The organism is Drancourtella massiliensis, assembly GCF_016900655.1.
Taxonomy (GTDB): Bacteria; Bacillota; Clostridia; order Lachnospirales; family Lachnospiraceae; genus Sellimonas; species Sellimonas catena.
Genome location: NZ_JACJKH010000014.1, coordinates 54,910 through 78,847, shown reverse-complemented (window position 1 = coordinate 78,847; position 23,938 = coordinate 54,910). Strand labels below are relative to the sequence as shown.

Annotated in this window: 18 protein-coding genes; 2 read left to right on the top strand and 16 right to left on the bottom strand. The window is 45.3% G+C overall.

Features of this window, described 5'->3' with window-relative positions; genetic code table 11:
* Window positions 1-4: 4 nt before the first annotated feature.
* The 6 genes from H6A32_RS09160 to H6A32_RS09135 form a co-directional block, all read right to left on the bottom strand.
* Complete coding sequence (locus tag H6A32_RS09160; protein WP_204864200.1) at window positions 5-1,108, bottom strand: ABC transporter substrate-binding protein; 1,104 nt, start codon at window positions 1,106-1,108, stop codon at window positions 5-7.
* Between the two features lie 135 nt (window positions 1,109-1,243).
* Window positions 1,244-2,068, bottom strand: a complete 825-nt coding sequence (locus H6A32_RS09155) for a MerR family transcriptional regulator (protein WP_204864199.1) — start codon at window positions 2,066-2,068, stop codon at window positions 1,244-1,246.
* Between the two features lie 94 nt (window positions 2,069-2,162).
* Window positions 2,163-2,678, bottom strand: a complete 516-nt coding sequence (locus tag H6A32_RS09150) for a DUF1934 domain-containing protein (RefSeq protein WP_158099304.1) — start codon at window positions 2,676-2,678, stop codon at window positions 2,163-2,165.
* A gap of 18 nt (window positions 2,679-2,696) precedes the next feature.
* Window positions 2,697-3,545, bottom strand: a complete 849-nt coding sequence (murI, locus tag H6A32_RS09145) for a glutamate racemase (RefSeq protein WP_191426427.1) — start codon at window positions 3,543-3,545, stop codon at window positions 2,697-2,699.
* Window positions 3,546-3,663: 118 nt separating this feature from the next.
* Window positions 3,664-4,638 carry a 6-phosphofructokinase gene (gene pfkA / locus H6A32_RS09140; protein WP_087167112.1) on the bottom strand — a complete coding sequence of 325 codons (975 nt, stop codon included), beginning with the start codon at window positions 4,636-4,638 and terminating at the stop codon, window positions 3,664-3,666.
* A gap of 109 nt (window positions 4,639-4,747) precedes the next feature.
* Window positions 4,748-8,212 carry a DNA polymerase III subunit alpha gene (locus H6A32_RS09135; protein WP_204864198.1) on the bottom strand — a complete coding sequence of 1,155 codons (3,465 nt, stop codon included), beginning with the start codon at window positions 8,210-8,212 and terminating at the stop codon, window positions 4,748-4,750.
* A gap of 140 nt (window positions 8,213-8,352) precedes the next feature.
* On the opposite strand from H6A32_RS09135, the gene H6A32_RS09130 reads away from it, so the two are divergent.
* Window positions 8,353-9,549 (top strand): Gfo/Idh/MocA family protein, encoded by a 1,197-nt coding sequence (locus H6A32_RS09130; RefSeq protein WP_204864197.1) that lies wholly within the window; start codon window positions 8,353-8,355, stop codon window positions 9,547-9,549.
* Between the two features lie 114 nt (window positions 9,550-9,663).
* A complete protein-coding gene (locus H6A32_RS09125) occupies window positions 9,664-10,224 on the top strand; it encodes a flavodoxin family protein (protein ID WP_204864196.1) in 561 nt (186 codons plus the stop codon).
* A 154-nt stretch (window positions 10,225-10,378) separates the two neighbouring features.
* On the opposite strand, the gene H6A32_RS09120 is transcribed toward H6A32_RS09125, so the two are convergent.
* The 10 genes from H6A32_RS09120 to H6A32_RS09075 all read right to left on the bottom strand — a co-directional run bounded on the left by H6A32_RS09120 (window position 10,379) and on the right by H6A32_RS09075 (window position 23,907).
* The gene (locus H6A32_RS09120; protein WP_346342262.1) at window positions 10,379-10,786 is read right to left on the bottom strand and encodes a nucleotidyltransferase domain-containing protein; all 408 of its coding nucleotides are present in this window, start codon (window positions 10,784-10,786) and stop codon (window positions 10,379-10,381) included.
* A 41-nt stretch (window positions 10,787-10,827) separates the two neighbouring features.
* Window positions 10,828-11,331: a hypothetical protein gene (locus H6A32_RS09115; RefSeq protein ID WP_204864195.1), complete on the bottom strand. Its 504-nt coding sequence runs from the start codon at window positions 11,329-11,331 to the stop codon at window positions 10,828-10,830.
* A 57-nt stretch (window positions 11,332-11,388) separates the two neighbouring features.
* A complete protein-coding gene (locus H6A32_RS09110) occupies window positions 11,389-14,028 on the bottom strand; it encodes an FtsX-like permease family protein (protein ID WP_204864194.1) in 2,640 nt (879 codons plus the stop codon).
* A 308-nt stretch (window positions 14,029-14,336) separates the two neighbouring features.
* A complete protein-coding gene (locus tag H6A32_RS09105; protein WP_204864193.1) occupies window positions 14,337-15,089 on the bottom strand; it encodes an ABC transporter ATP-binding protein in 753 nt (250 codons plus the stop codon).
* A complete protein-coding gene (locus H6A32_RS09100) occupies window positions 15,089-16,249 on the bottom strand; it encodes a hypothetical protein (RefSeq protein ID WP_204864192.1) in 1,161 nt (386 codons plus the stop codon). The genes H6A32_RS09105 and H6A32_RS09100 overlap by 1 nt, the downstream gene beginning before the upstream one ends.
* 27 nt (window positions 16,250-16,276) lie before the next feature.
* On the bottom strand, window positions 16,277-17,074 hold the full coding sequence (locus H6A32_RS09095) for an FtsX-like permease family protein (RefSeq protein ID WP_204864191.1): 798 nt from the start codon (window positions 17,072-17,074) through the stop codon (window positions 16,277-16,279).
* Between the two features lie 241 nt (window positions 17,075-17,315).
* Window positions 17,316-18,545, bottom strand: a complete 1,230-nt coding sequence (locus tag H6A32_RS09090; protein WP_204864190.1) for a radical SAM peptide maturase, CXXX-repeat target family — start codon at window positions 18,543-18,545, stop codon at window positions 17,316-17,318.
* A 371-nt stretch (window positions 18,546-18,916) separates the two neighbouring features.
* Window positions 18,917-19,435, bottom strand: a complete 519-nt coding sequence (locus H6A32_RS09085) for a hypothetical protein (RefSeq protein WP_204864189.1) — start codon at window positions 19,433-19,435, stop codon at window positions 18,917-18,919.
* Window positions 19,436-20,253: 818 nt separating this feature from the next.
* Complete coding sequence (locus H6A32_RS09080; protein ID WP_204864188.1) at window positions 20,254-20,748, bottom strand: hypothetical protein; 495 nt, start codon at window positions 20,746-20,748, stop codon at window positions 20,254-20,256.
* A gap of 117 nt (window positions 20,749-20,865) precedes the next feature.
* On the bottom strand, window positions 20,866-23,907 hold the full coding sequence (locus H6A32_RS09075) for a type 2 lanthipeptide synthetase LanM family protein (protein ID WP_204864187.1): 3,042 nt from the start codon (window positions 23,905-23,907) through the stop codon (window positions 20,866-20,868).
* Window positions 23,908-23,938 lie beyond the last annotated feature (31 nt).

Here is a 23,938-nt window from a genome sequence, read left to right as displayed (position 1 = left end):
TCTCCTAATTTGCGTAGGCAAGTACCTGTTCATTCCAAAGTGTCGGAAGTTCTTCCGTTGTCTTCTGCCATCCTTCCGCATCTTCTACCATGTGTACATTCTGGTACTGTTCGTCCGGAATCATCTTTTCTTCCAGTTCTGCCGGAAGTTCTACATCTCTGACTGTTCTTGCATATCCTTTTGCCAGGTTGAGCTGTCCTTCATCACTTAAAATGTATTCTCTGGTAAGAGCCGCTGCATGCGGACGTTTCGTATAGGCATTGATGATGGTAGCGTATCCGCTCTGTACGGATCCTTCTTCCGGAATACAGATCTCAAAGTCCGCGTCCGGATTGTTTTCCTTGATCTGTTCACGGTAACCGATTCCTACGAAATCCCATACAATCGCAACTTCGATCTCTCCTTTTTCCATTCTGCTCAGCGTAAATTCTCCTTTGTCCAGTCTTCCCTGCTCTGCAATCTGTTTGAAAAAGTCAAGTCCAGGCTGGATATTGTTTTCATCGCCTCCCATTGCATAAGCCGCCGCAAGGACTGCATACTGTGCTCTTGTGGATCTTGCAACGTCTCCAACGGAAACCATGTAGTCTCCTTCCAGAAGATCCGCAAAGGAAGTCGGTGCATCGGATACGAGTTTCTTGTTTGTGATGATTCCCATGGTTCCGTAATATGCAACGACCCAGTCGCCGTCATCGTCTTTTGCCCAGTCCGGAATCTCATCCCAGTAGCTTGTCTTATATTTCAGTGTCAGGCCCTGGTCTTCCGCAACAGCACCGTAGGTCTCTCCCACGTCTCCGATATCTTTTGTCGCATTGTTTTTCTCAGCTTCAAACATGGAAAGCTCCTCCGCGGAGGAAAGATCCACGTCCGTATGCTCCAGTCCATATTTCTCCTTGAGGCCTGCCCAGGTGTCATCCCAGTTTGCCCAGTCATCCGGCATTCCTACCGAGTTGACTTCTCCCTCTTCTTTTGCTTTCTCTTCAATCTCTTCCAGTGACATACTGTTTAAATCCAGATTTTCATTGTTTGTGCTTCCTGAAGAACCACATCCTGTCAGTAACATTGCTGCCGCGAGAGCTGCTGCAGCCGCTTTTGCAAATCTCACTTTCATTTTCTTCCTCCTCTAATCAAACTGATTATCCTTTACGAGTTCAATTTAAATCTTTGTGTTACACAAATTTCAATGCACGTTTTTGTAAAGTACTGTTAAATTTTGTCGAAATCAGCCTGATTGGGAGGGTTTTCCCTATTCTTCTACCGGGATCTGGATCTCCAGAACCTTTTCCTCTTCTTCGTTGGTCAGGGTCGCATCCACAATATAGATCTGCAGAATCGGTCCGCAGATCCGGTAATGCTTCTGATACAGATACTGTTTGATCTTTTCAAAGGACGGATGATATTTCTCAAGAAGACCATTTTTGTACATCATGCAGACATACTTTCCCGCCTGGATTTCCCGGACGTACTTGTTTCCTTCTTTTCCCGAATCCACCAGTACCATCGGGACAGCCGGAATCATCTCGTCGCTTGGAATCAGGATTCTCTGATCCGAAAATACGCCCATCCGGTCCGTCGCAAGAATCGGGATCTTCTCTTCCAGGCTCCCTTCCAGCTTCGTAAAGGCCATGGCGTGCTCTTCCCGGTCGCCGGACTCCCTGCCAAGAGTAATCATATGGCGTAACGGAAACTCCTCCTCGAAAATCGTCTCCATTTCCGGAAGGGAGAACAGACTCCGGACGAACTCCAGCTTTTCCCGCATGATCTCATTGAGCCGGATCTGCTCCTTGAGCCGTTCCTCAAACCGCTGCTGGTACGTTTTCAGCATCTCATAGGATTTCCTCAGGTTCCGGTTCTCGAAATATTCCTTGATCTCCTCCAGCGACATCCCCATCTCTTTGAGTTCCAGAATCGTCCCAAGCTTTTCATACTGCCGGATCGAGTAATACCGGTGTCCGCCGTCCGATACATAGACCGGTTTTAACAGCCCGATCCTGTCATAATGCCTCAGCGTCTCACTTGTCGTATTTCGAAGCTTTGCAAGCTCCGAAATAGTCAGTACATATTTTCTCATATTCCCGCTCCTTTCCATCTCTGTCATGACAACACTTCTAATAGAAAAAAAGAGTACTCTTCATCCAGCATGAAATGTACTCTTTGTCCTGTCTTTATTCTGCTTTTATGAGATCCTGCTTCTGATGCTCCATCAGCTCTCTCACCATCTGAGCCGACTTTTCCCCCTTGCTGCAGGCATGAATTTTGACGCAGCAGTCCGCCATCGGCTTGTCTTCCATCTCCATCCGGTAGCGGATCTCCGCAAGGATTTCGTCCTCTTTTACATCAACATCAATACCGGTCGTCCAGACGCCAAAGTGAAGCTGACCGTACGGAGTCTCATAACAGGTAAGGGTGCGCTTGTCCTTCTCAAAGAACAGTCCTCCTCTCATCTCTCCTGCTTTCATGATTTCAACGATCCGGTCTCCCGTAATTTTGATCTTGCTTTTTCCAATCTTTCGACCGCTTCCAGACGTCTCATCATACACGAAATAATGTTTTCCATTTTTAAAGAAATAATCAGCAGAAGTAAGCATTTCCACTGCTTCGGCATCCTCTGTCTTCTGTTCTCCATCGTCCATCATCTCCCACTGCATTCCTGTAATTCCAAGTAATATCTCTCTATCCATAATCATTCCCCGTCATGTTTAATATTCTTCGATATTGATCCGCTGGGTTGTGCGGATATCATAAGGAAGGATGGAATTTGCAAACTGCTTGAATTTGTCCGCCGTATCGCTTACGTAAAACTCATAGGAGCCGTTGGCACAGACCTGACCGCTCTCTTCTGCGCTGCTTTGCCCTTCATTGAGCAGATCCATCTCCCTGAGAAGCTTCTTCAGCTCCATCGCCGTCTCATAAGCAGGATTCACCAGCTGAATGCCGTCTCCCAGATATTTCATGATCCGGGATCTTAACAGCGGATAATGGGTGCATCCAAGAATCATTGTGTCTATATCCGTCTCTTTCATCGATGCCAGATAGTAATCGATTACCTCCTCCGCAATCTTGTGCTTTGCAAACCCTTCCTCCACAATCGGCACAAACAACGGACACGGCTTCCCGATCACTTCCACTCCCGGAAGCATCTCCTTCATCACTTTGGAATACATCCGGCTCCGGATCGTTGCCTCTGTTCCGATCACGCCGATCTTTTTATTTCTGGTGGCCCGGACAGCCGCAGCGGCTCCCGGCACAATCACTCCCATAATCGGGATGTCGGTCTCCTCTTTCACCACATCCAGCGCCAGCGCACTGGCTGTATTGCAGGCGATCACAATAGCCTTGACATTCTTTGTCTGCAGGAACCGTATGATCTGGCGACTGTAACGTATGATATTATCTTTCGATTTGCTTCCGTACGGCACTCTCGCAGTGTCCCCGAAATACACCATATTTTCGTCCGGAAGCTGCCGCATGATCTCTCTTGTTACTGTCAGTCCTCCCACTCCGGAATCAAACACGCCGACAGGCGCCGCCTTTTTATTGCTACTCACAGTCCATATCTCCTTTTTACCTTCTGTCCTATCATTGTACAATTTCTGTTTTTGCTTTTCAAGTATAAAAAAGCAGGGAGTACGCAATACCCCCTGCTTTTTGGCTCTCCAAGGTAAATTAAAGAGAGAGTTCTTTTGCAATATCGTACTGATACTGCGGAATTCCCTTTTCCATTTCCAGTGCTTCGTCGATATCAAAGTCTACATATTCGCCGTGCTTGTAGCCTACGACACGGTTTGTCTTTCCTTCCAGAAGAAGATCCACTGCCTTTGCTCCCATGATGGACGCGTAGACACGGTCTTTTGCTGTCGGGCTTCCACCGCGCTGCATGTGTCCAAGAATCGTCGCTCTTGTCTCCATGCCTGTTGCCTCTTCAATCTCTTTTGCAAGGCCGACGGAGTTACCGACACCTTCTGCATTGATGATGATGTAATGCTTCTTTCCGCGTTTTCTGTTCAGCTTGATATCTTCGATGATCTTCTCTGCATTATAATCATGCTCTTCCGGAAGCAGGATTCTCTCTGCTCCGTTGGCAATACCGCACCACAGCGCAAGGTATCCCGCATCACGTCCCATAACCTCAACGATACTGCATCTCTCATGGGATGTAGAGGTATCACGTACTTTGTCGATGGCTTCCATCGCCGTATTCACCGCGGTATCAAATCCGATCGTGTACTCTGTACATGCGATATCCAGGTCAATCGTTCCCGGAAGACCGATCGTATTCACCCCGAGATTGGACAGCGCTCTTGCTCCTTTAAAGGAACCGTCTCCTCCGATTACAATCAGTCCGTCAATCTCATATTTCTTACAGATCGCTGCCGCTCTCTGCTGCCCTTCTTCTGTGCACATCTCCTGGCATCTTGCAGTCTGGAGAATCGTACCTCCGCGCTGAATCGTATCGGAAACATCGCGCGCGGACATATCAATAATATCTTCATTTAAAAGTCCTGAGTATCCTCTTCTGATTCCTCTGACCTTCAGTCCATTTCCAAGTGCTGTTCTTACAACGGCACGAATCGCCGCGTTCATTCCCGGCGCATCTCCACCACTCGTTAAAACACCTATTGTCCTGATTTCTTTTGCCATGATTCTTATACCTCCATTAGGTCATTCCCTGATTTCTGTATGTGTTTTCTGTGAATAGTTTAACCACGTAATATACTAAACTATTTATTTTCGTTTTTCAATATCTTTCCTATATCTTTGACTTTTCTACCACTTTTACCCGCTCTTTGCCAAAATAGTTCGTCAATCTGCTCATGAGTTCTTCTGAGATTTCCACATTCCGTCCCGCCGGGAGCTGTTTGACTGCCCGCTCCGCCTGGCAGTAAATGAATACTTTCTCATTGCCTTCACTCATATGGAGCATGGAGTAGACAAGCTGTTCCTCCTGAAGGAAGGATGCCTTATCCGGATACTGAATCCAGAGCTGTTTTTCTGTCTGTTCAAACGGAATAATCGTCTCACAGATCAGCTTGCTGGCACTTTCATCTTCCTCGGACACCCGTCCCCTTACGAACACCTTCCGGTCCACCTCCAGATACTGCTGGTTCTTCTCGTAATCCCGCGGGAAAATCACGACTTCTACCGTGCCAAGCAGATCTTCGATGGTAATAAATGCCATCACCTTATTGGTCTTCGTATATTTGATGGTGCGGGAGGTAATCATACCTCCGATGGTTTCTTTTGCCCCGTCCCGGACCTTCGTGCGGCCGGTCTCATCGTCGTACTGGAAATCATGCGTCGTCGCCGTGATCGCTTTCTTCCACCGCTCCTCGTATTCTTCCAGCGGATGACCGCTGACATAGACGCCAAGCACTTCTTTTTCAAAGGCAAGCATCGTCTCCTTTTCGTATTCGCCCACGTCCGGGAACTGAATATCGAATTCCTTTTTCTGGTCCTCGTCCACAATATCAAACAGGCTCATCTGTCCTGCCATGGAATATTTCTTCTCCTGATTGATCTGGTCAAGGATCTGCAGATACACCATCATGTGCTGCTTTCTCGTTCCGCTGAAACAGTCGAAGGCTCCGGACTTGATGAAGTTTTCAATCGTCCGCTTGTTGATATCCTTGCCGGACATCCGCTCCGCGAAATCCCGGAGGTTTTTGAACTCTCCCCCGGCCTCTCTTTCCCGGATAATGTCATCGATCACGGACCGTCCGATACTTTTGATTGCCGCAAGGCCGTAACGGATATCGCCCCCGTCCACGGAAAAGTTGCCGTATCCTTTATTGATGTCCGGAGGCAGCAGTTTTATGCCCATCTCCTTACAGGTATAAATGTATTCCGCCACTTTCCCCGGATTATCGATGACCGAAGTCATCAGCGCCGCCATAAATTCTACCGGATAATAATATTTCAGCCATGCCGTCTCATAAGAAACGACCGCATAGGCCGCCGCGTGAGACTTGTTGAAGGCATATTTCGCAAAATCAATCATCTCGTCGTAAATCTTGTTGGCTGTCTTCTCATCGATGCCGTTTGCCACGCATCCCGGCACGTTTTCCTCCGGATTGCCGTAGACGAAATTCTGGCGCTCCCGCTCCATGACATCGCCCTTTTTCTTTGACATGGCACGCCGCAGAATGTCGCTTCGCCCCAGCGTGTATCCCGCCAGATCCCGCACGATCTGCATAACCTGCTCCTGATAGACGATACATCCGTAGGTCGGTTCCAGAATCGGTTTTAACTGCGGACAGTCATAGGTGATCTGTTCCGGATGATTCTTTCCTTTGACATACTGCGGGATAAAATCCATCGGTCCCGGACGGTACAGAGAAATCCCCGCGATCACATCCTCCAGATTCCGCGGCTTTAATTCCTTCATGAAGCTCTTCATCCCTGCGCTTTCCAGCTGGAACACGCCGTCCGTCTTTCCACTGCAAAGGGAGTCAAAGACTGCCTTGTCATCAAAATCGATCCTGGACATATCGATCTTTTTCCCAGTGCTTTGCCGGGCAAGCCTGGCCGCATTCTGAATGACGGTAAGGGTCCGAAGCCCAAGGAAGTCCATCTTCAGAAGTCCGAGCTCTTCCAGCGTCGTCATGGTAAACTGGGTCACCGGAGAATTGTCCGATCCAAGGGAGAGCGGCACATATTCATCGATGGACTTCTGACTGATGACAACCCCCGCCGCGTGCATGGACGTATGTCTCGGAAGACCTTCCAGACGCCTGCTCATGTCAATCAGTTCTCTTACCTGCTCATCCGTATCATACAGCTTTTTCAGCTCCGGATTCATCGTAAGCGCCCGGTCAAGCGTCATATTCAGCTCGGTCGGAATCATCTTTGCAATGCTGTCTACAAAGGCGTACGGAAGATCCATGACACGCCCCACATCCCGGATAACTCCCCGGGCTGCCAGGGTACCGAAGGTAACAATCTGCACCACCCGGTCTGTTCCGTATTTTCTCGTTACATAATCGATGACCTCCTGCCTTCTCTCGAAGCAGAAGTCCACGTCGATATCCGGCATGGTGACACGCTCCGGATTCAGGAACCGCTCAAAGAGCAGGTTATACCGGATCGGATCAATGTTGGTAATTCCAAGACAGTAGGACACGATACTTCCCGCCGCGGAACCTCTTCCCGGTCCCACCATAATGTCATGATCCCGTGCATACTTGATGAAATCCCACACGATCAGGAAGTAGTCCACATACCCCATCGTGCGAATCGTATCCAGCTCATAATTCAGCCGCTCCACCAGTTCCTTGGGACTTCCCGGATACCGGTCCTCCAGCCCGTCAAAACAGAGCTTCTGCAAATATTCCCACGAGGTATAGCCATCCGGCACATCGTATTTCGGGAGTTTGGTGACTCCGAATTCAATCTCCACATGGCAGCGGTCTGCGATCTTCTGCGTATTCTCAAGTGCCTGCAAGGCATACGGGAAAAGCCCCCGCATCTCCTCTTCACTCTTTACATAATACTGACCGCCTTCGTAACGCATCCGGTTCTCATCGGAAAGCTTCTTTCCTGTCTGAAGACAGAGCAGGATGTCATGCGGTTTTTCATCTTCCGCGTACGTATAGTGGACGTCATTGGTAGCTACCAGCTCAATTCCCGTCTCTTCCGACAGACGAAGAAGTCCCTGGTTGGCCGTCTGCTGCTCGCCCATCCCGTGATCCTGCAGCTCCAGGAAAAAGTTCCCTTTTCCGAAAATATCCTGATACTCGTATGCGGCTTTCTTGGCCTCTTCATAAAGACCCCTCACCAGATTCTTCTGCACCTCTCCGGCCAGGCAGGCACTCAGAGCGATGATCCCGCTGCTGTACTGCCTCAAAAGCTCTTTATCCACACGCGGCTTGTAGTAATACCCTTCCGTAAACCCTCTCGATACAATCTTCATCAGGTTGTGGTATCCCTCATCATTTTCCGCCAGAAGGACAAGGTGGTAATACCGGTCATCATTGTGCCCTGCCTCACGGTCAAACCGGGAACCCGGAGCCACATATACCTCACATCCAAGGATCGGATTGATCCCCGCCTTCTTTGCTTCTTTATAAAAATCGATCACACCGTACATCACACCGTGATCCGTAATGGCGGCACTGTTCATGCCGAGTTCCTTCACGCGCGCGACATACTCCTTGATCTTGTTGGAACCGTCTAACAAACTATATTCTGTATGAACATGCAAATGTACAAAACTCATTGTGTTCCTCCTTTTCCGGTACCTATTATAGCAGAAAAAAAGGCATCGGAAAACAGGGGCGAAAAGAGAATTGTGATTATTGTAACTCTCTTTGCTTTGTGCTATGCTGTGGATGAGATTTCATGAAGGAGGACTTGATTATGGAACCATTAAAGATCGGACTTGTCGGACTGGGAAGCAGAGGCTATATGCTTTTAAAGGAAACCCTTTTGTATATCCCGGAAATGCAGATTTCTGTCGTATGTGACGCTTATGAAGACAGAATCAAACAGGCACAGGACCTGATCGAAGAGCGCTGCGGGCATCGTCCTGCTGCTGAGCTGGATTATTCAGAAGTTCTGACACGCTCAGATATTGACGCTTTGATTATCGCCACCTCCTGGGAGCACCACGTACCTGCTGCCATCCAGGCAATGAAAGCAGGAATCCCGGTAGGAATTGAAGTCGGAGGCGTATACAGTCTGGAAGAATGCTGGGAGCTTGTCCGGACTTACGAAGAGACAAAAACACCATTTATGTTTATGGAAAACTGCTGTTACGGACGCCGGGAGCTGATGGCCCTGAACATGAAAGAGCAGGGCGTATTCGGAGATATCGTCCACTGCCGCGGCGGCTATATGCATGATCTGAGAAGCGAGGTTACCCGCGGAAAAGAAAACCGCCATTACCGTCTCAGAAATTATCTCAACCGGAATGCGGAGAACTATCCGACTCACGAACTCGGTCCGATCGCAAGGATCCTTGATATCAACCACGGAAACCGGATGCTCACTCTGACAAGCACCGCTTCCATCTCCAAAGGGATGAATGAATACGTGCGCCGGCACCCGGACTGCGACCAGTCCCTGCTTCACGCCCGGTTTGCTCAGGGTGATGTTGTCAATACCGTCATCACCTGTGCCGGAGGGGAGACGATTCTGCTGACACTCGACACCTCTCTTCCACGCTACTACAGCCGTGATTTCACAGTCTGCGGCACAAAGGGCATGTATGAGGAAAAGACCGATTCCGTCTTCCTGGACGGACTGTATTCCCTGGAAGAGGAATTCTTCTGGAACAAACACTGGGGAAATGCAAAAGAATACGAAGAGCAGTATGACCATCCGATCTGGAAAGACTTCTTGAAGAGCGAAATCAAAGGAGGACACGGCGGTATGGACTACCTCGTCTTCCGGGAATTCGCACAGTGTATCCGCGACGGACGGCCTTGCCCGATCGACGTCTATGACGCGGCTTCCTGGATGTGCATCAGCGTCCTCTCCGAACAGTCCATCGCAATGGGCGGACAGCCGGTTGCCATCCCGGACTTTACAAACGGACGGTGGATGACAAGATAGGTTCTGTCGGGCTACAGTAGAAACCTTTCGGTTTCATCCTTATAACCAACACATGGCTTCTCCATTTTCTTTTTTGTAGTATCATGAAAAAAGAAACTATCAGGAGGTACCATAATGAAAAATATACTGCTTTTAACTACAACGCCTACTGCCGGCGGAAACGGAGACGCATTGATCGCCGCCGCAAAAGAAGAAGCCGAAAAAAATGGAGCCGAAATTCATCTTGTAAATATCCGCGAAAAACAGATCGGCTTCTGCCGGGCATGCTATGGCTGTGCCGAAACCGGCGTATGCGTGCAAAAAGATGATTTCATGGATATCCTGCATCTGGCACACGAAGCGGATGTGATTATCGCTGAGGCACCGGTTTACTATAACTGCATGGCCGCACAGATGATGACCGTCATCAACCGGCTTTGCTGCACCTTCGCCTGCAAATCCTATCAAATCGGGCCGAAAAAACGCGTCGGTATTTTTCTGACCTGCTCCGGCTCCGATCCGGAAGAGATGAAACGCCACGTGCGGAATATCGTAACGCTGCCAAGCGTAAGCCGTACCATTTCCGACTACCGCACCGAAGTGTTTACAAACTGTAATTCCACATCTACCTGTCAGGATACTCCGGAATATCTGGAACGCGCAAAAGCGGTTGCCCGCTGGGCTCTTGAAGCGTAAGACGATGATGTTTATAAGCTGATAAATAAAAGAAAAAGCAACCGGGTGCCTCTCATTCTATGGGATGCATTCCCGGTTGTTTTTCGTCGCACTTATTTTTGCAGCGCTGATTCTATGCATAGCTAATTCTCTGGCTCCGCCAATATCATCTAAATTATGCTGCATATAATTCTACCCCTTCATTCTTGATATTGTTATAGAATGGATATGCCCTGAGCCATTTATTAAAATGATCCCGATTTTTCACAATGGGCATAATTTCCAAATCATGATCAAAATTATAATCAAAAGTCAGGTCGGAAAGTGTATGTCCCTTCCGCCTTATCTCATCATCTGATAAATCCACCAGAATCATAATATCAATATCTGAATCCGGTCTAAAATCACCTCTGGCATAAGAGCCATATAAAATGATAGTCCTCAGTTTTTCTCCATAAATTTTATGCACGTCTTCCACGTATTTTTTTAATATTTCATTTAAAACCTGAGACATATGCTTCCTCCTTCCCGGATATTTCTCAATTTCAATTATAGTATATACATTCTGCATACCAAAAATCAACCGCAGCAGGCTAAATCCTGCTGCTGTTTCCCCAGTATTTCCTATAACTCTGTAACATCCAGGCTGCCGATCTTTCCATCGATCACTTCTGCTCTTCCCTGAATTTCCTGCGGCGTATCTCCCACATTCATGCTGACGCGGAATTTGTAAGCGTCGTTATCTTTCATGATTTCTGTTTCAGAAATCTCCCACGTCTCGTCTGCCGTATACAAGTCCAGCATATAGCCAAACAGTCCATTCTGGAAATCATCCATGCCATTTGAATCCAGATAGGTGCTGTATGCTTTTTCAAATTCTTCCGACGCCTGCTGCGCTTTTCCTGCCGTTTCTTTCTGTGTCTGTTGATCTACACCCAGCCCTATGACGGACGGTGAATCCATGACCGCCTGATACAACTTTGCATTTTCTTCGCTTTTGGTGAATGTCTGATCCAGGAACTCCTTTACGAGCTGTTGCTCCTTGTCCGGTCTTAGAAAAACGACCGACATACCAAGACAAACCAGAAGTGCTGCAGCTACTATTGTATAAATATACTTTCTTTTCATAATCTCTCCTTTCTGAACAGGAAACCCCTGTCCGGAGCACAACATCTTACTTTTTCCCTATTCTTTCTCAACATGTTTCCAGATATTCCAGTTCATCACCTGACAGACCGCTGCCCACACCAGAATCCAGATCAGATAGATCATTCCAAGATATCCCGCGAACTGTAACGTTTCCTGCATGGTATACAGCCTTGCCTTTGCAGTCAGTGCCGCGAAGATAACTCCTCCCGTGATCCCGGACAGCACCGGTATGAGTACAAACATCCGGATCTGATACCGGAGCTTGGCTTTTCGTTCCTTCTCGTGCATTCCAAGACGTTTCAGGAAGATATTCTCCCACCGCCAGTTATCTTCTTCCGACTTGACTTTTACAAAGAACTGAAAGACTCCGAGAATCATCAGTACCAGCAGAATGAATCCATTCCCCATTCTCGTAAAAAAGATTTCCGACTCTGTATTGACGATCATTTGAGATTTCACATAAAACGGCTGGATATTATTGTCCCATACCGTGTCAAAATCCTGCTCCTCGTTCAGATATTCCAGATCCGCCGCTGCCTGATCCACAAGGGCATCATCCAGATTCATACAGAAGAGTGTTGTTGGGCCCTCTGTAAGATTCTCCGGATGCCGGACTGTGTACATCCGCCACTCTTCTCTCGTCATCTTCTGTCGCGTCTCCCAGTTTTTCCTGTTATACGCCGTGATCCGGTCATAATTTTCCTGAAAATACGAATCTGTCAACACGATCAGATTGTCCTGCATTCCCTGATGAAAGCTTCCCGTCAGGCTGGCTCGCTCTTCGCCTGCGATGGTTCTGACCGGAAAGAATCTGCGAAAATCATCCGGATTATAATATTCCAGAGGCTGGCCGAACCTTAAATGCTTTTCCAGACGTCCGGTATCCCAGTCAATCGTATGTGCCTTGACAGACAGATCCTGCTGATACACTACATGCAGCTCCTCGCCCTGCAGTGAAAGCTTTTTCGGCTCTTTTCCCACAAACTTCCGCATCTGCTGATAGGTGCTTTCCGAAATGGCAATCTGCTGTCCCTGCGGCCACTGAATTGGTCTGGTTGTCCTTCTCCACGGCTTGATTTTATCGCTCCCGTAGATGGAAGTCATCCGAAGCATCGGATACTGCGTAACCCGGGCTTCATACTTATCCGCAATCACTTCCAGCTTCTCAAGCTCCGGCTCATATGCCGTCACCACGATATCATACGGGTACATGGACGGAATCTTCTGCGGAATACATGCCCCCGCCATCGGCGCCGCAAACATCCCAAGCGCAAGGAACTGAATCACTGCCAGAAGAAACAGACGCTCTATATTACTCTCAAACTTGTGATAAAACAGGTTCCTTTTCAAAAGACCGGTATCATATCTATGCTTTCTCTCCCGTATCCGCATCCACAGTGCTGTTCCGCCGGAAAGCAGAAGGAACATTGCCACAACCGTCAAAATATGGATAAACCTGCTCTCCGCCCATTCTCTGACCGAATACCATCCCACCGCCAGAGCTGCCAGAAACACTCCTCCTGCAATCCAAAGACTGATTCCTTTCCTCAATCGTTCTTCCTTCTGTACATCCTCATTTCTGTCCACGGACTGTCCCAGGTCAATGAAGTTTTCCTGATTAAAAGCCAACGACAATCCCATCAGAATCAGGAAAGAAATCAGTCCGATGAGAAAATAGTTTCCGGTAACGACTTCCGGAAATACCGCTCCGCCCGGGATCCCTTTTTGCAGCTCCATCCGCATTGCAGAAGCTCCTGCCGCCCCTGCTCCCAGACCAAACACTGCGGCGACAAGCACGCCCGTCCAGAATTCCAGCAGAAACTGCATGTAGACTGTCCGCCGTCTGATTCCCAGAATAACAAGCAGACGGAAATCCTTTTTCGCTTCTTTGATATACCAGGCACTCATCATCGTCATCATCACGAGGTGTAAAAGGATCAGAATCAGCCCAAGACTCCGGAACAGACCATACAGCCCGTCCCCGGTAATGGAGCTCTCCATCTCATAGGTATCTTTCATGATTCCATACATGGAAAAGACGATAAAGAGGCTCGCTGCTGCAAAAGCTTCCGAAGCAATCATCAGCATCTGCACCTTTATTCTGGACCGGAACATCCTACGGATCACCTGATAAAATTCCTTCGGGTACTTCCCCGGAAAGTAATTCGCCTTCTTCCGGTGCTGTCTGTCGATCTTCTCTTTCTCCCGCGCTGCAATCACTTCTTCCTCGGTGTCTTCCATTGTTTCCTGACACCGGCAGTATAAAAACTCAATTCCCCCGCTGAAAACAAACAGGCAGTATACAAGCATCATGCCCGCTATATCCGTCTTGCTGAAATCATCCGGAGAAATGGGCAGCACTGACACAACAAAAATAGAAATTCCCAGCCAGCACAGCGTCTTTGCAGAAAGCTTCTCCAAAATGCCAAGACTTTTATTACGGATCATAAGGATAAAACGGATCAGATAAAGCAGGGCCGGCACCATGCAGAGCATCAGCAGAATATACCGGATCTGAAATCCCGTATCCACTATCATAGTGAAAATCACCATCGCGCCGCATGTCTTCCCCTCTTTCAGTATGATGGGACAAAACAAAAACAGTAAAATCTGAACGACACTTACAATCAGGCGGCACCACCAGATCTTTTGCTGATATTTCGATCTCTTCTTCATAACACCTTCACCTCCAGCCTTCCCCGGCCTCGTATGAACTTTTTATCCTCTCGATTTACTCACCATCGGTCTCACCTCTTGCCAAAAACACGTTTATGTTTACAATGTTTTTTCGTCTCTAATTTGTCTAAATAATAACATTCAGACTATTCATTTTCAATATCTTCTCACTCTATTATCATTAATTTTTGTGACATTTTTTACAACGCAATTACAAAACGGATACGCATAAATCGCGTATCCGTCGAAACTTTAGTCATTGACTTTTCCTCGTTTTCAAAAACTGCTTGTAAATATCTTTTCCCATATTACAGATCTGCCATCCGGCCGATAATCTCCTGATAAAATTTCTCCTGATTGTCTCCCCGGTTGAGGGTATCCAGAATCACCCCGTCCTTCAATAGAATGATTCGGCTGCAGTTGCTTGCCATCTGCGGATCATGGGTGACCATGACAATGGTCTTTCCGAACTCCCGGTTGATCCGGTTCAGAGCGTCGATGACGATCTTCCCGGACTTGGAGTCCAGGTTCCCCGTCGGTTCATCCGCCAGTACCAGATCCGGGTCGTTGATGAGTGCCCGGCAGATCGCCACTCTTTGCTTTTCTCCTCCGGACAGTTCATACGGATTCTTCTTGAGCAGATGGGTGATCTCAAACTGATCTGCGTATTTCTTCGCCGCCTTTGTCATGACATCCACTTTTTCTTTTCCGAGGATCATCGGCAGCATGATATTTTCTTCCACGGACAGACTGTCCATCAGATAAAAATCCTGAAAGATAAATCCGATCTTGGTCCTTCGGATGTCCGCCAGCTTATCCCCGAAAAGATCTGTGGTATTCTGCTCCATGAAGAAAACCTCTCCATCCGTCTGCTTGTCGATCATGCCAAGTACCTTCAGAAGAGTCGTCTTCCCGCACCCGGATTTTCCCATGATGCCGACGAACTCTCCTTCCTCCACGGTAAAATTCAGTCCTTTCAGGACTTTAATATCATCCTCGCTCTTTTTAAAGGACGACTTCTGATAATGCCGAATCAAATCTTTTACTTCCAGTACATGCATTACCCCTGTTTCCTCCTCTCACGTTTTAATCTGCGTATCACATACCATCCGAATAACTGTTGGATCAAATATACTATCACTAAATAGGCGATCATGATCGCCGCCCAGTACTTCCAGAATTCGGTTCCGACTCCGTCGCCTCCTCCGGTATTTTGCTGATACAGATAGGAACATACATACAGCACACCCATGACAAACGCCGCTCCTGCCGAAATCATTGTCAAAATCTTTGTCTCAAACCGGATATTCTTTCGCTGCTCCTTTTCTTTCATTCCCATATAATTCAGGAACTCATACCGCCGTTTGAAAGATGTCATCTCCGACAGGTTCTTCAATGCCACAACGAAAAATCCGCTGAGCAGAAGGGTCGCCATCAAAAACAGCTTGCTGGACAGGCTGAATACCGCACGCATCCGCTGCCCCTTCAAAAACTCCTCCGTGTTGTACAGACTGTTTTCCATCATTTTTTCATGCTTATTTTTGATCCCGTTTTCTTTATTATAGGCAGTCAATTCTTTGTACGCTTCCACTCTTTCCCGCGCCGGGAAAGTAAACAGGTAAAGCTCGGACGCTTCCGTCTTGTCCTTCCGCACTTCCTGCCACCGTTCTTCAAAGAACTCGTCGGAAAAAATAACCATGTTTTCATGGTACTGATCCAGAGAATATTGCCCAATGAGACTCTGAGTGAAGGCTTTCGTCAATTCGTAATGATACGGCTTTCCTTCCTCTGTGTTCCTCAGCATGATCAGATTAAATTCCGGATCATAGTTTCCTACAAACACGTTTTCATATAGCTCATGATCATCCCAGTTCGTTATGTTTTTTTCCTTCTGAAATTCTGCATCCTCCATGCCAAACAAGATCTCACGCCCCTTCAGATCGCAGTTCTTGCCCGACAATGTTTCATATGTGGAGGCGGACACGCCGATCTGCTGTGCTTCATAAGCGGTTGTGACGCGCAGCATCGGAATCTCTGTTACGGTGCCGTCATTTTTTTCAGCCAGTTCTTTTGCATACTCCCTGTCATCTTCCCTTGCAATCCATACACTGTCATACGGATAATTCTCCCGGTACTTATCAAGGAGCAGAAGGCCGGCAGTCTCCACTGCCAGATAGGTCAGTGCAAAAAAGTGAATCACCAGAAGTAGGATCAGGATCATCAGATTATTCTGGAATTTACTGTACAACTAGTTTAGCTGAAAAATATGGCGCAGATAAAATTTTTTTCGTTTCCGAAGCCGCTCCAGCACCCACGCCAGTCCAAACACAACAATCAGCACCATGCCTGCCGGAAAGACCGCATGGGACGTCAGATACATAGAATCCGATCCCTGGTACATATCCTCTCCAATCACAAGGAGAATCAATCCCAATACGACCAGAAGCAGCCACCGCCCGCTGACCGGGCGCTTCTCATTCTGCTCTGCGGACGACATAAAGGCACTCATATCCTTGCCGTCCATCCATGTAATCAGCGCCACGAAAACAAGTGCCATGATTCCGATGCTCAGACCGCAGGCATTTCTCAGGATCTTCCAGTCAAATGCCGTGATCTTGATAAACTCCGGATAGACGCCCCAGATCCAGTACTGGATGCCGTATAACAGCCCGACTCCAAGCAGAATCCCCAGAATCAGGGAAAGCACACATCCTGCCACATATTCAGTCAGCATCATGAGATAGGAGGTTCGTTTCCTCATGCCAAGAATAATAAAGGTGGAATAGTCTTTCATCCGAAGCTGGATATAGTGCTTCATAGAAAAAATCATCAGCAAAATGGTGATTACGGTAATGAGTCCGGCGGCAATCTTGAAGTCCATTTTCAGTGCCGCTGCCGTCACATCGTCTGTAATCGCTTTTGTCACAATGTCGTTCATGCCCCAGAAAGCGATCATCTCCGCCACCGCAACAATATTGCTGATGAAAAATAAAATGTAATTATGTAAATTACTTTTAAAATTTTTGAGAATAATTATATTAAACATCATACACCTCTGCAACTATATTATACACTGAGTATATAACAACAGAATTGCCATGTAAACATGGCAATTCTGTTGTTAAGTATACTACTTAATCACTTTGCGTACTGGCGGTCTGGAACTAGTAGATACAGTACAGTTCAGACTGCATGTACCTTCACAGCTAACCAGAAAACACGATTCCCTACATCCAAAACATAATCTTGGCTCTGGACTATTTGCCGGAGTCTTTCTCACTTTGGAATCATATCTGCTCATATTCTGCGCACCTCCTATATTGATTTTCTTTTTTCCAATGGAAGTTTTGTCTTTTGATACCTGTTTTATGATACAGTTTCGCAAAATAGTAGTTGTTCGCTCTCACTCTTGCTTTATGCATTTTGCATATATATTTTGCCTTCTGAAAATTTGTCCCGGAATCAGATTCATCATAACTAAATCCCTGGCAAAATTCACATTCTTTGGCAATCGGACAACTCAGACATTCATCATCACATTGATATTTGTACATTGCCAACAAGAATACTCTTGCTTTATCAAAATCAATTCCGTCCTCTAAATTTCCAATAATATAACCCGGCTGATGATTCAGAGAATAATCATAATACCTCATACATGGATAGATATTGCCGTCCGGACTGATCGCCAACATCTTTCCTGCCCCGCAGCTAGTGTTGTTGAAATCTTCTTTTTCATACGGCGCTCCAATATGATCTAAAAATAATGTACAGTATTCTTTATTATACAGATCATGTTCTACAATATAGTCTGCCAGTTCTTTGAGCTGCTCTTCAAAGATTTTATCATCACCTTCACGCCAGACATTTTCATAGACAACATTTGCGGAAACATTATAGATTCCTTCATCCCAAAGGTGAAGAATACTTTCTTTTAAATACTTTAAATCTTCACTGGCAAATGTCACTTTTGTACTCGCATCAAACTGACTCATCCATAATTTCAAATTTTTATGGATAGTATCATAAGACCCAGAACCATCTGGAAAAACTCTCTGCAAGTCATGCTTTTCTTTTGTTCCGTCAATAGTGATACCGATAGAAATTTTCCCTGAATTTTTCTGAATCAAATGCTGTACCTCATCGGAGTCATAATTCACACCATTCGTACTGATATTAATCCGATACTTCCAGTACCATCGGCTTCCTTCTTCGTATGCTCTGATCTTAAAGTAATCACAGATATCTTCAATCAGCTTTGCTTCCAGTAAAGGTTCTCCTCCAATAAAATCAAGAACCGCCGAATCGGACTGATGAATATCCGGACTTGTCAAAAGATAGTCTATGAATTTTTTTGCCGTTTCTAAATTTAGTACTTTACCTTTTGATTTATGTGTGACATAGCAATACTTGCATCGCAGATTACAATCTTCTGTTACCACGAAAGTCAAAGACTGTGCTCCTCCTTTTCCCCATTCAGGCCGCATACGACCGACTGTGTATCCCGTCTCTTCCATGCGATTTTCTCCTCATGTATAATATATTTTCTTCTTTACTGACATTATCAAAATTGTCATTCTTTATCAACGAATTGACCATGAGTTTCTCTTTTCTATCCATGAATTTTTATTTTCCTTACATCATTATTTATTTTAAGAACTTTCATCATCTATCATTGAATTATATGGAAGTTTCACAATATAATGAAAAACGGATACGCAGAAATTTCACGTATCCGTTCATACTATTCGGCTCTTAATCAAGTCTGTTTACATCGCTTTCCAGTGTACCGTCTTTTTAACTCCAATCCGCTCCATGTAATCATATTATCTGTCAAATTATCAGCTTAAAGTTTATATTTCCATCCCATTAATTTTAATCTCAACTGTTACATAAACAGTTGATTTTCAATCTCTGCCATCAGCCCATCCGCAAAGTAAATATTTTTGATCTTTCCATCTTCAAACAGTGCTGTCCCTTTCTGTTCGAACACTGCTTCTTTCTCGCCAATGGAATACTCTAATTCAGTTATAAATGTATAATAATTTCCCTCAGAACTTCCCTCCGGCTGAACATCTGCATTTTTAAATGTAACTGTCACATCCCGATCCGCAGCATATACATTCAAATTCGTATAAATCCAGTATGGTATACTTTCAATTCCTTCCTCTGTAAAATAGGAACCGTACATTTCTTCCAGTAACTTTTGAAAATCATATACTCCATATGCACCCGGTTCTGTTGTCTCAGCAGCAGCCTGCTCTGCCATCTTCGTTGCTTCTTCATAGGCATCCTGCATTTTCTGATTTGGAATTGTAAACAATTTTTCCAGTACCGTAGTTACTACTTCTTTCTCTTTTTGCTCTTGTTTTTCTTCTCCCTTAGAACAACCTGACAAACTTATCATGACTGCACACAGGGAGAATACTAATATTCTCTTTATAGTTTGGTGCTTCATTTTCAGGCTCCTTCCTATTGAATAGTAATTTACCGGATGATCTCGTACGCATATAACAACATTACATCATTCACATGTGTAAGTCGCTTAGTAACTGTTCTTCCAGATTTCCTTTCCATCTATTGTTTCATCAAAACTCTGATTACATAACTTCCAATAATAAATATTGGTATTAAAGAAAGTATAAAACATATAAGTTCAAAACGGCGACGTGATTTTTTCCATTCAAAAAACAGATAGATCGAAAAACTGACCGAAGACATCGTTGATGCAAAATTGAGCCAGCGCGAAGAAAAATTTTGTTTATACATAAACTCATATACAACTGCAGTAAGGATCACTAGTATCGCCGGGTAATTTATTTTAAATTCTTTTTTCAATCTTCTCACCTCTTTCTGGTGCCGAATAGCTTGTTCATACCATCCCCCTACTTATCAAAACGCCTTTTTATCAAAAAATATTAAATTTTAAAATACATCGGCATCATCTCATTCCTTCTTTTTTCTCTGTTATGTTAGTTATACTTTAATGCATCAACATTGTTTTTTCAATACTCTTTTATTTAATTTATTTTTCTGTCCTTTGATTTCTATTCTTTTTATTTTCAGTTTATTTTGCCAGAAGATATAGTAAGCCCCATCCATGTCCGCCTATAATTTCCGGATTCAAAATATTATTTTATTTTACATATTAAAACGGATACGCACAAACTGCGTATCCGTTATTCTTGATGAGTTGAATAAAATCATTAATAATATATTAAGATATCATGTTATACTGATTTTACCAATTTTCCCATCTATAATCTCCATTCTTCCTTCAACCTTTGTTTCCCCATCATCCATCTCTAAAGACACATAGAATTTGTATTTATTATTATCTTCTGTAACTTTAATTTCCTTAACATCCCATTTCTCATCTTTACTATACAAACCGAGAAAATAATCAAATAGTTGATTGTTAAAATCTTCTATCCCTTCATCATTCAAATATCTTCCATACGTATCTTTAAAAGCTTGCTCTGCCTGCTTTGACTTTTCTTGAGATTGTTTTTCTATTTCCGATTTAACTCCTTCACCTATCACAACGGAAGACTCTTGAAACTTTTGATATAACTCTGAATTACTCTCCGATTTTGTAAACGCTTCCTTTAAAAAATCCTGTACTATCTTTTCGCTTTTAGCAGGTTTCAATAACCATATAAGCAACATGCAGGCCAAGATAGCTATAACTATAAATAAATATAAAAGTTTCTTTTTCATACGGTATCACCTCGTCTCTTCCTTTTCTTCTTTTTGTTAGTTATACATTAATTCACAGGTGCTTTTTTTTCAATATTTTGTCCTCGACTTCATTTTTTCTGTCCTCTAATTTTTTAGTTATTTTATTTTCAGATTATTTTTTAAGAGATAAAGTAATATCCCTCCATATCCGCCCATAATCCCCGGATTTAATCTCTCCTGCGGAAGTAATCGGAATTCGTCTATATCCATCCTGTTTTTTTGTTCCTTCCCTAGCATCCGATCCGCGATATCCATAATCCACAGATTCCCGCCTGTTCCGTGACACAGACTCCAACTGTCGCGTTTCCAGTATGTTTCTGTTTTTCGATACGCTCTTTCAATATCGTTTTTCAACCTTTCCTTCCATGTTCTGTCCGTCACACGTTGATAGCACCACAGCCTCGCGAGTAAGATTCCAGCCGCTCCATGACACCATGCCACTGTATCTTCTCCTTCTTCCTTATCTTTCCCTCGATCGATCCAGTTTCCTCTTTCTTCACGATAAAGGCTCTCTTCATATTCCCAGATCTCTTCTGCCAGGATTTCATACTCCTGTTTCTTCGTAAATTCCCAAAGTGCAAGCACCGGCATCAAAATTCCTGCGTTTCCATGTGCTGTACCGCCAATCGGAATTTCTCCACTTTCCGGTTTCCACCCGATTCCGCAATCCATCTTCACTGCCTGTGGAAGCATAGAACAGACTGCCTTTTCCGCCTCCCCCACATATCTCTTTTCTCCCGTCTGCTCAAACATCTGCAGGAAGATCCATGCTGCCCCCGCTTTCCCTCCAAGCAGATCGGCACAAGTATCTTTCGGAACGATTTTTGAAACGATTTCCGCATGTTTTCTGGCATACTGTAAATAAATCGATTCTTTTGTCAGCTGATATAGTTTTAAATAGGTATAGACAATGGAACCTTCCCCTGTATACGCCCCGGTATTTCCGGACTGTAGATTCCTCAGGTCTTCCAGCCCCTCATCTGTATATTGAAACAACTGTCTCTTTAACGCTTTCTGGATTCTCTCGATTCTTTCGGATTTCTGTTTGTCCTGCATCACGGTAGTAAGAAGCAGCATCCCGCTTAATCCATCATAAAAGTAAACACCCATCGGACGGATCTGCCACGCATAGTTCCCGGAAGAAGCGAAATGAAGGACAGGCCAGCTCACCTCGCTCTTCTTCTGATTCCAGATCGCATAGGTACACAACCTGTCTGTCAGTGCAGCGATGATCCGATTCAAGCTTTCCTTATCCATCGTCCGTCCAAATCCATTGTCCGCTCTGACTTCGTATATCTGATTCACAAAATTCTCTTTATTCTCCGGAATTAGTTCCATGGATGTACGAATCAGATCACACTGCTTATTCCGGTCCGATTGACCGATCCCTCCCAGACGTTCCAGAATCCGGCTGTATGCTGTCCTTTGAAAAAAGGCTTCCTCACACTTCTCCTCTCCGGCATATAAGCTCTTCTCATCCATTCCATTGGAAAAGCATGGGATGTCTCCCCGCAGCAATGCCCGGACTTCTTCCCGGACAATCCGCTCTTCCCTGTTCCATCGTCCCCGTCCAATGGAAGACAGGAAGATTTCCCGATCCGCTCCATCCATCAGAAGGGACGGGTGATAGGAACTGTTTAACAGCATCGCGTACCGCTGCGTATGCATCAAAACAACCCTGCTTTGAAGTCCTTTCCCTTCTTCCAGAACACTTTGAAAGCTCCCTTTTTCTTTCTCCACCGCCTGATACGCCTCGGAAAATCCGACAAGAAGATCGTCCACATATGCCGCGATCGTTTCCTCTTTTCCTTTCATCCATGCAAGATTCCTTCCTGCGGAAGTAACTCCCTCCCGGTAGGTGATATACATGTTGGAAGTCTCCTCTTCCGCCACCGCCGGAATCTGAAATGGAAGCTTCTGTCCTTTCTGACTGTGAATGGCACTTCCGTCAATTCCCTCTCCCTCTTTGTTCCACACATAAAAAGGCAGGATTCCTGTTCCAATCACCGATTCCCGGATCCACGAATAAATTGCATCCTCCGCTGACTCTGCCTGTATCTCTTTCCCCGGTCGTGCCAATGCTTCCAGATCCACAATCACCGGATATGCTCCACAGGCAATCAGATTTTCCGCATGGATATCACTCGTTCCAAGGAGATAGGAGAGAAAGAGCTGTTCTCCCAGTCGTCTATAATACTGACGGATCTCCTGCTCCGATTCACAGCTTTGATATTCCACGATTTCACACCAGCTATGATCGCGGCAGGACAGGATTCTATAATGATACTGGCTTGAATCCGTCCTTTCACTGATCCACCCCAGAAGCCTTGTGAAAAACTGTTCATTCTTCATAGAACGAGGTTTTAAAAGTATCTTTTTCCCGTTTTCCAGACATATTTTCAGTACTTCTTTCCCACCGTTATGAAGATCCGATAGTCCCGATTCTATCCCTGTGATCCTGTCGGGAATCTCCCCATCAAAAAAGAGTTTCCCGATTTTATCAGAATCTTCCCGGAACCATTTTAGTACCTTTACATAGTACTGGATCTGACACTCTATACGCTCCCGGATACATCGGCTCAATACCGGATAGGTGTCTGCGATATAATAGAAAAACTCTTTCCTTCCACATATTCGGCAAAAGTCCTGATACTCCTCTTTCGAGTCCGCTCCCTTTAGCATTCCCCTTTGCTTGTAACCATGCATTTCCGCAATCAAGGTGCGAAGTGCCATATTTTGCAGACGGACCGCCAGTTCATCCCCAAAATCTTCATATACGTCCGAAGTGATCTGCTCTTTCCCGGTATTTAACTGACGTTTGAATTCCTCTATCCCTGTTATCAAGAAAGGCTGGTAAAATTCTGCAAAGAACAGTTTCGTCCCCCTTATGTTTCTGTGTATCTCATAGGATGGCTCGGTCCATTCCCGATATTCTTTATTCATGGCACTCATGTCAACTTCTTTTTTTACTTCAAATATCCAATCTTCTAGATATGCCTGAAATTCTGGATATCGCTTCCGCAGTTCTGCCACCATAGTTTCTCCTAAAAGCTGATCCCAGTATTTCTCTTTCTCTTCATTGACTGATATCACATGATCATGTATATAATCTCTTTCCCATAAATAGGTATCTTTCATAATTTCCTCCAAAAAAGCAGGATGCTCGTAT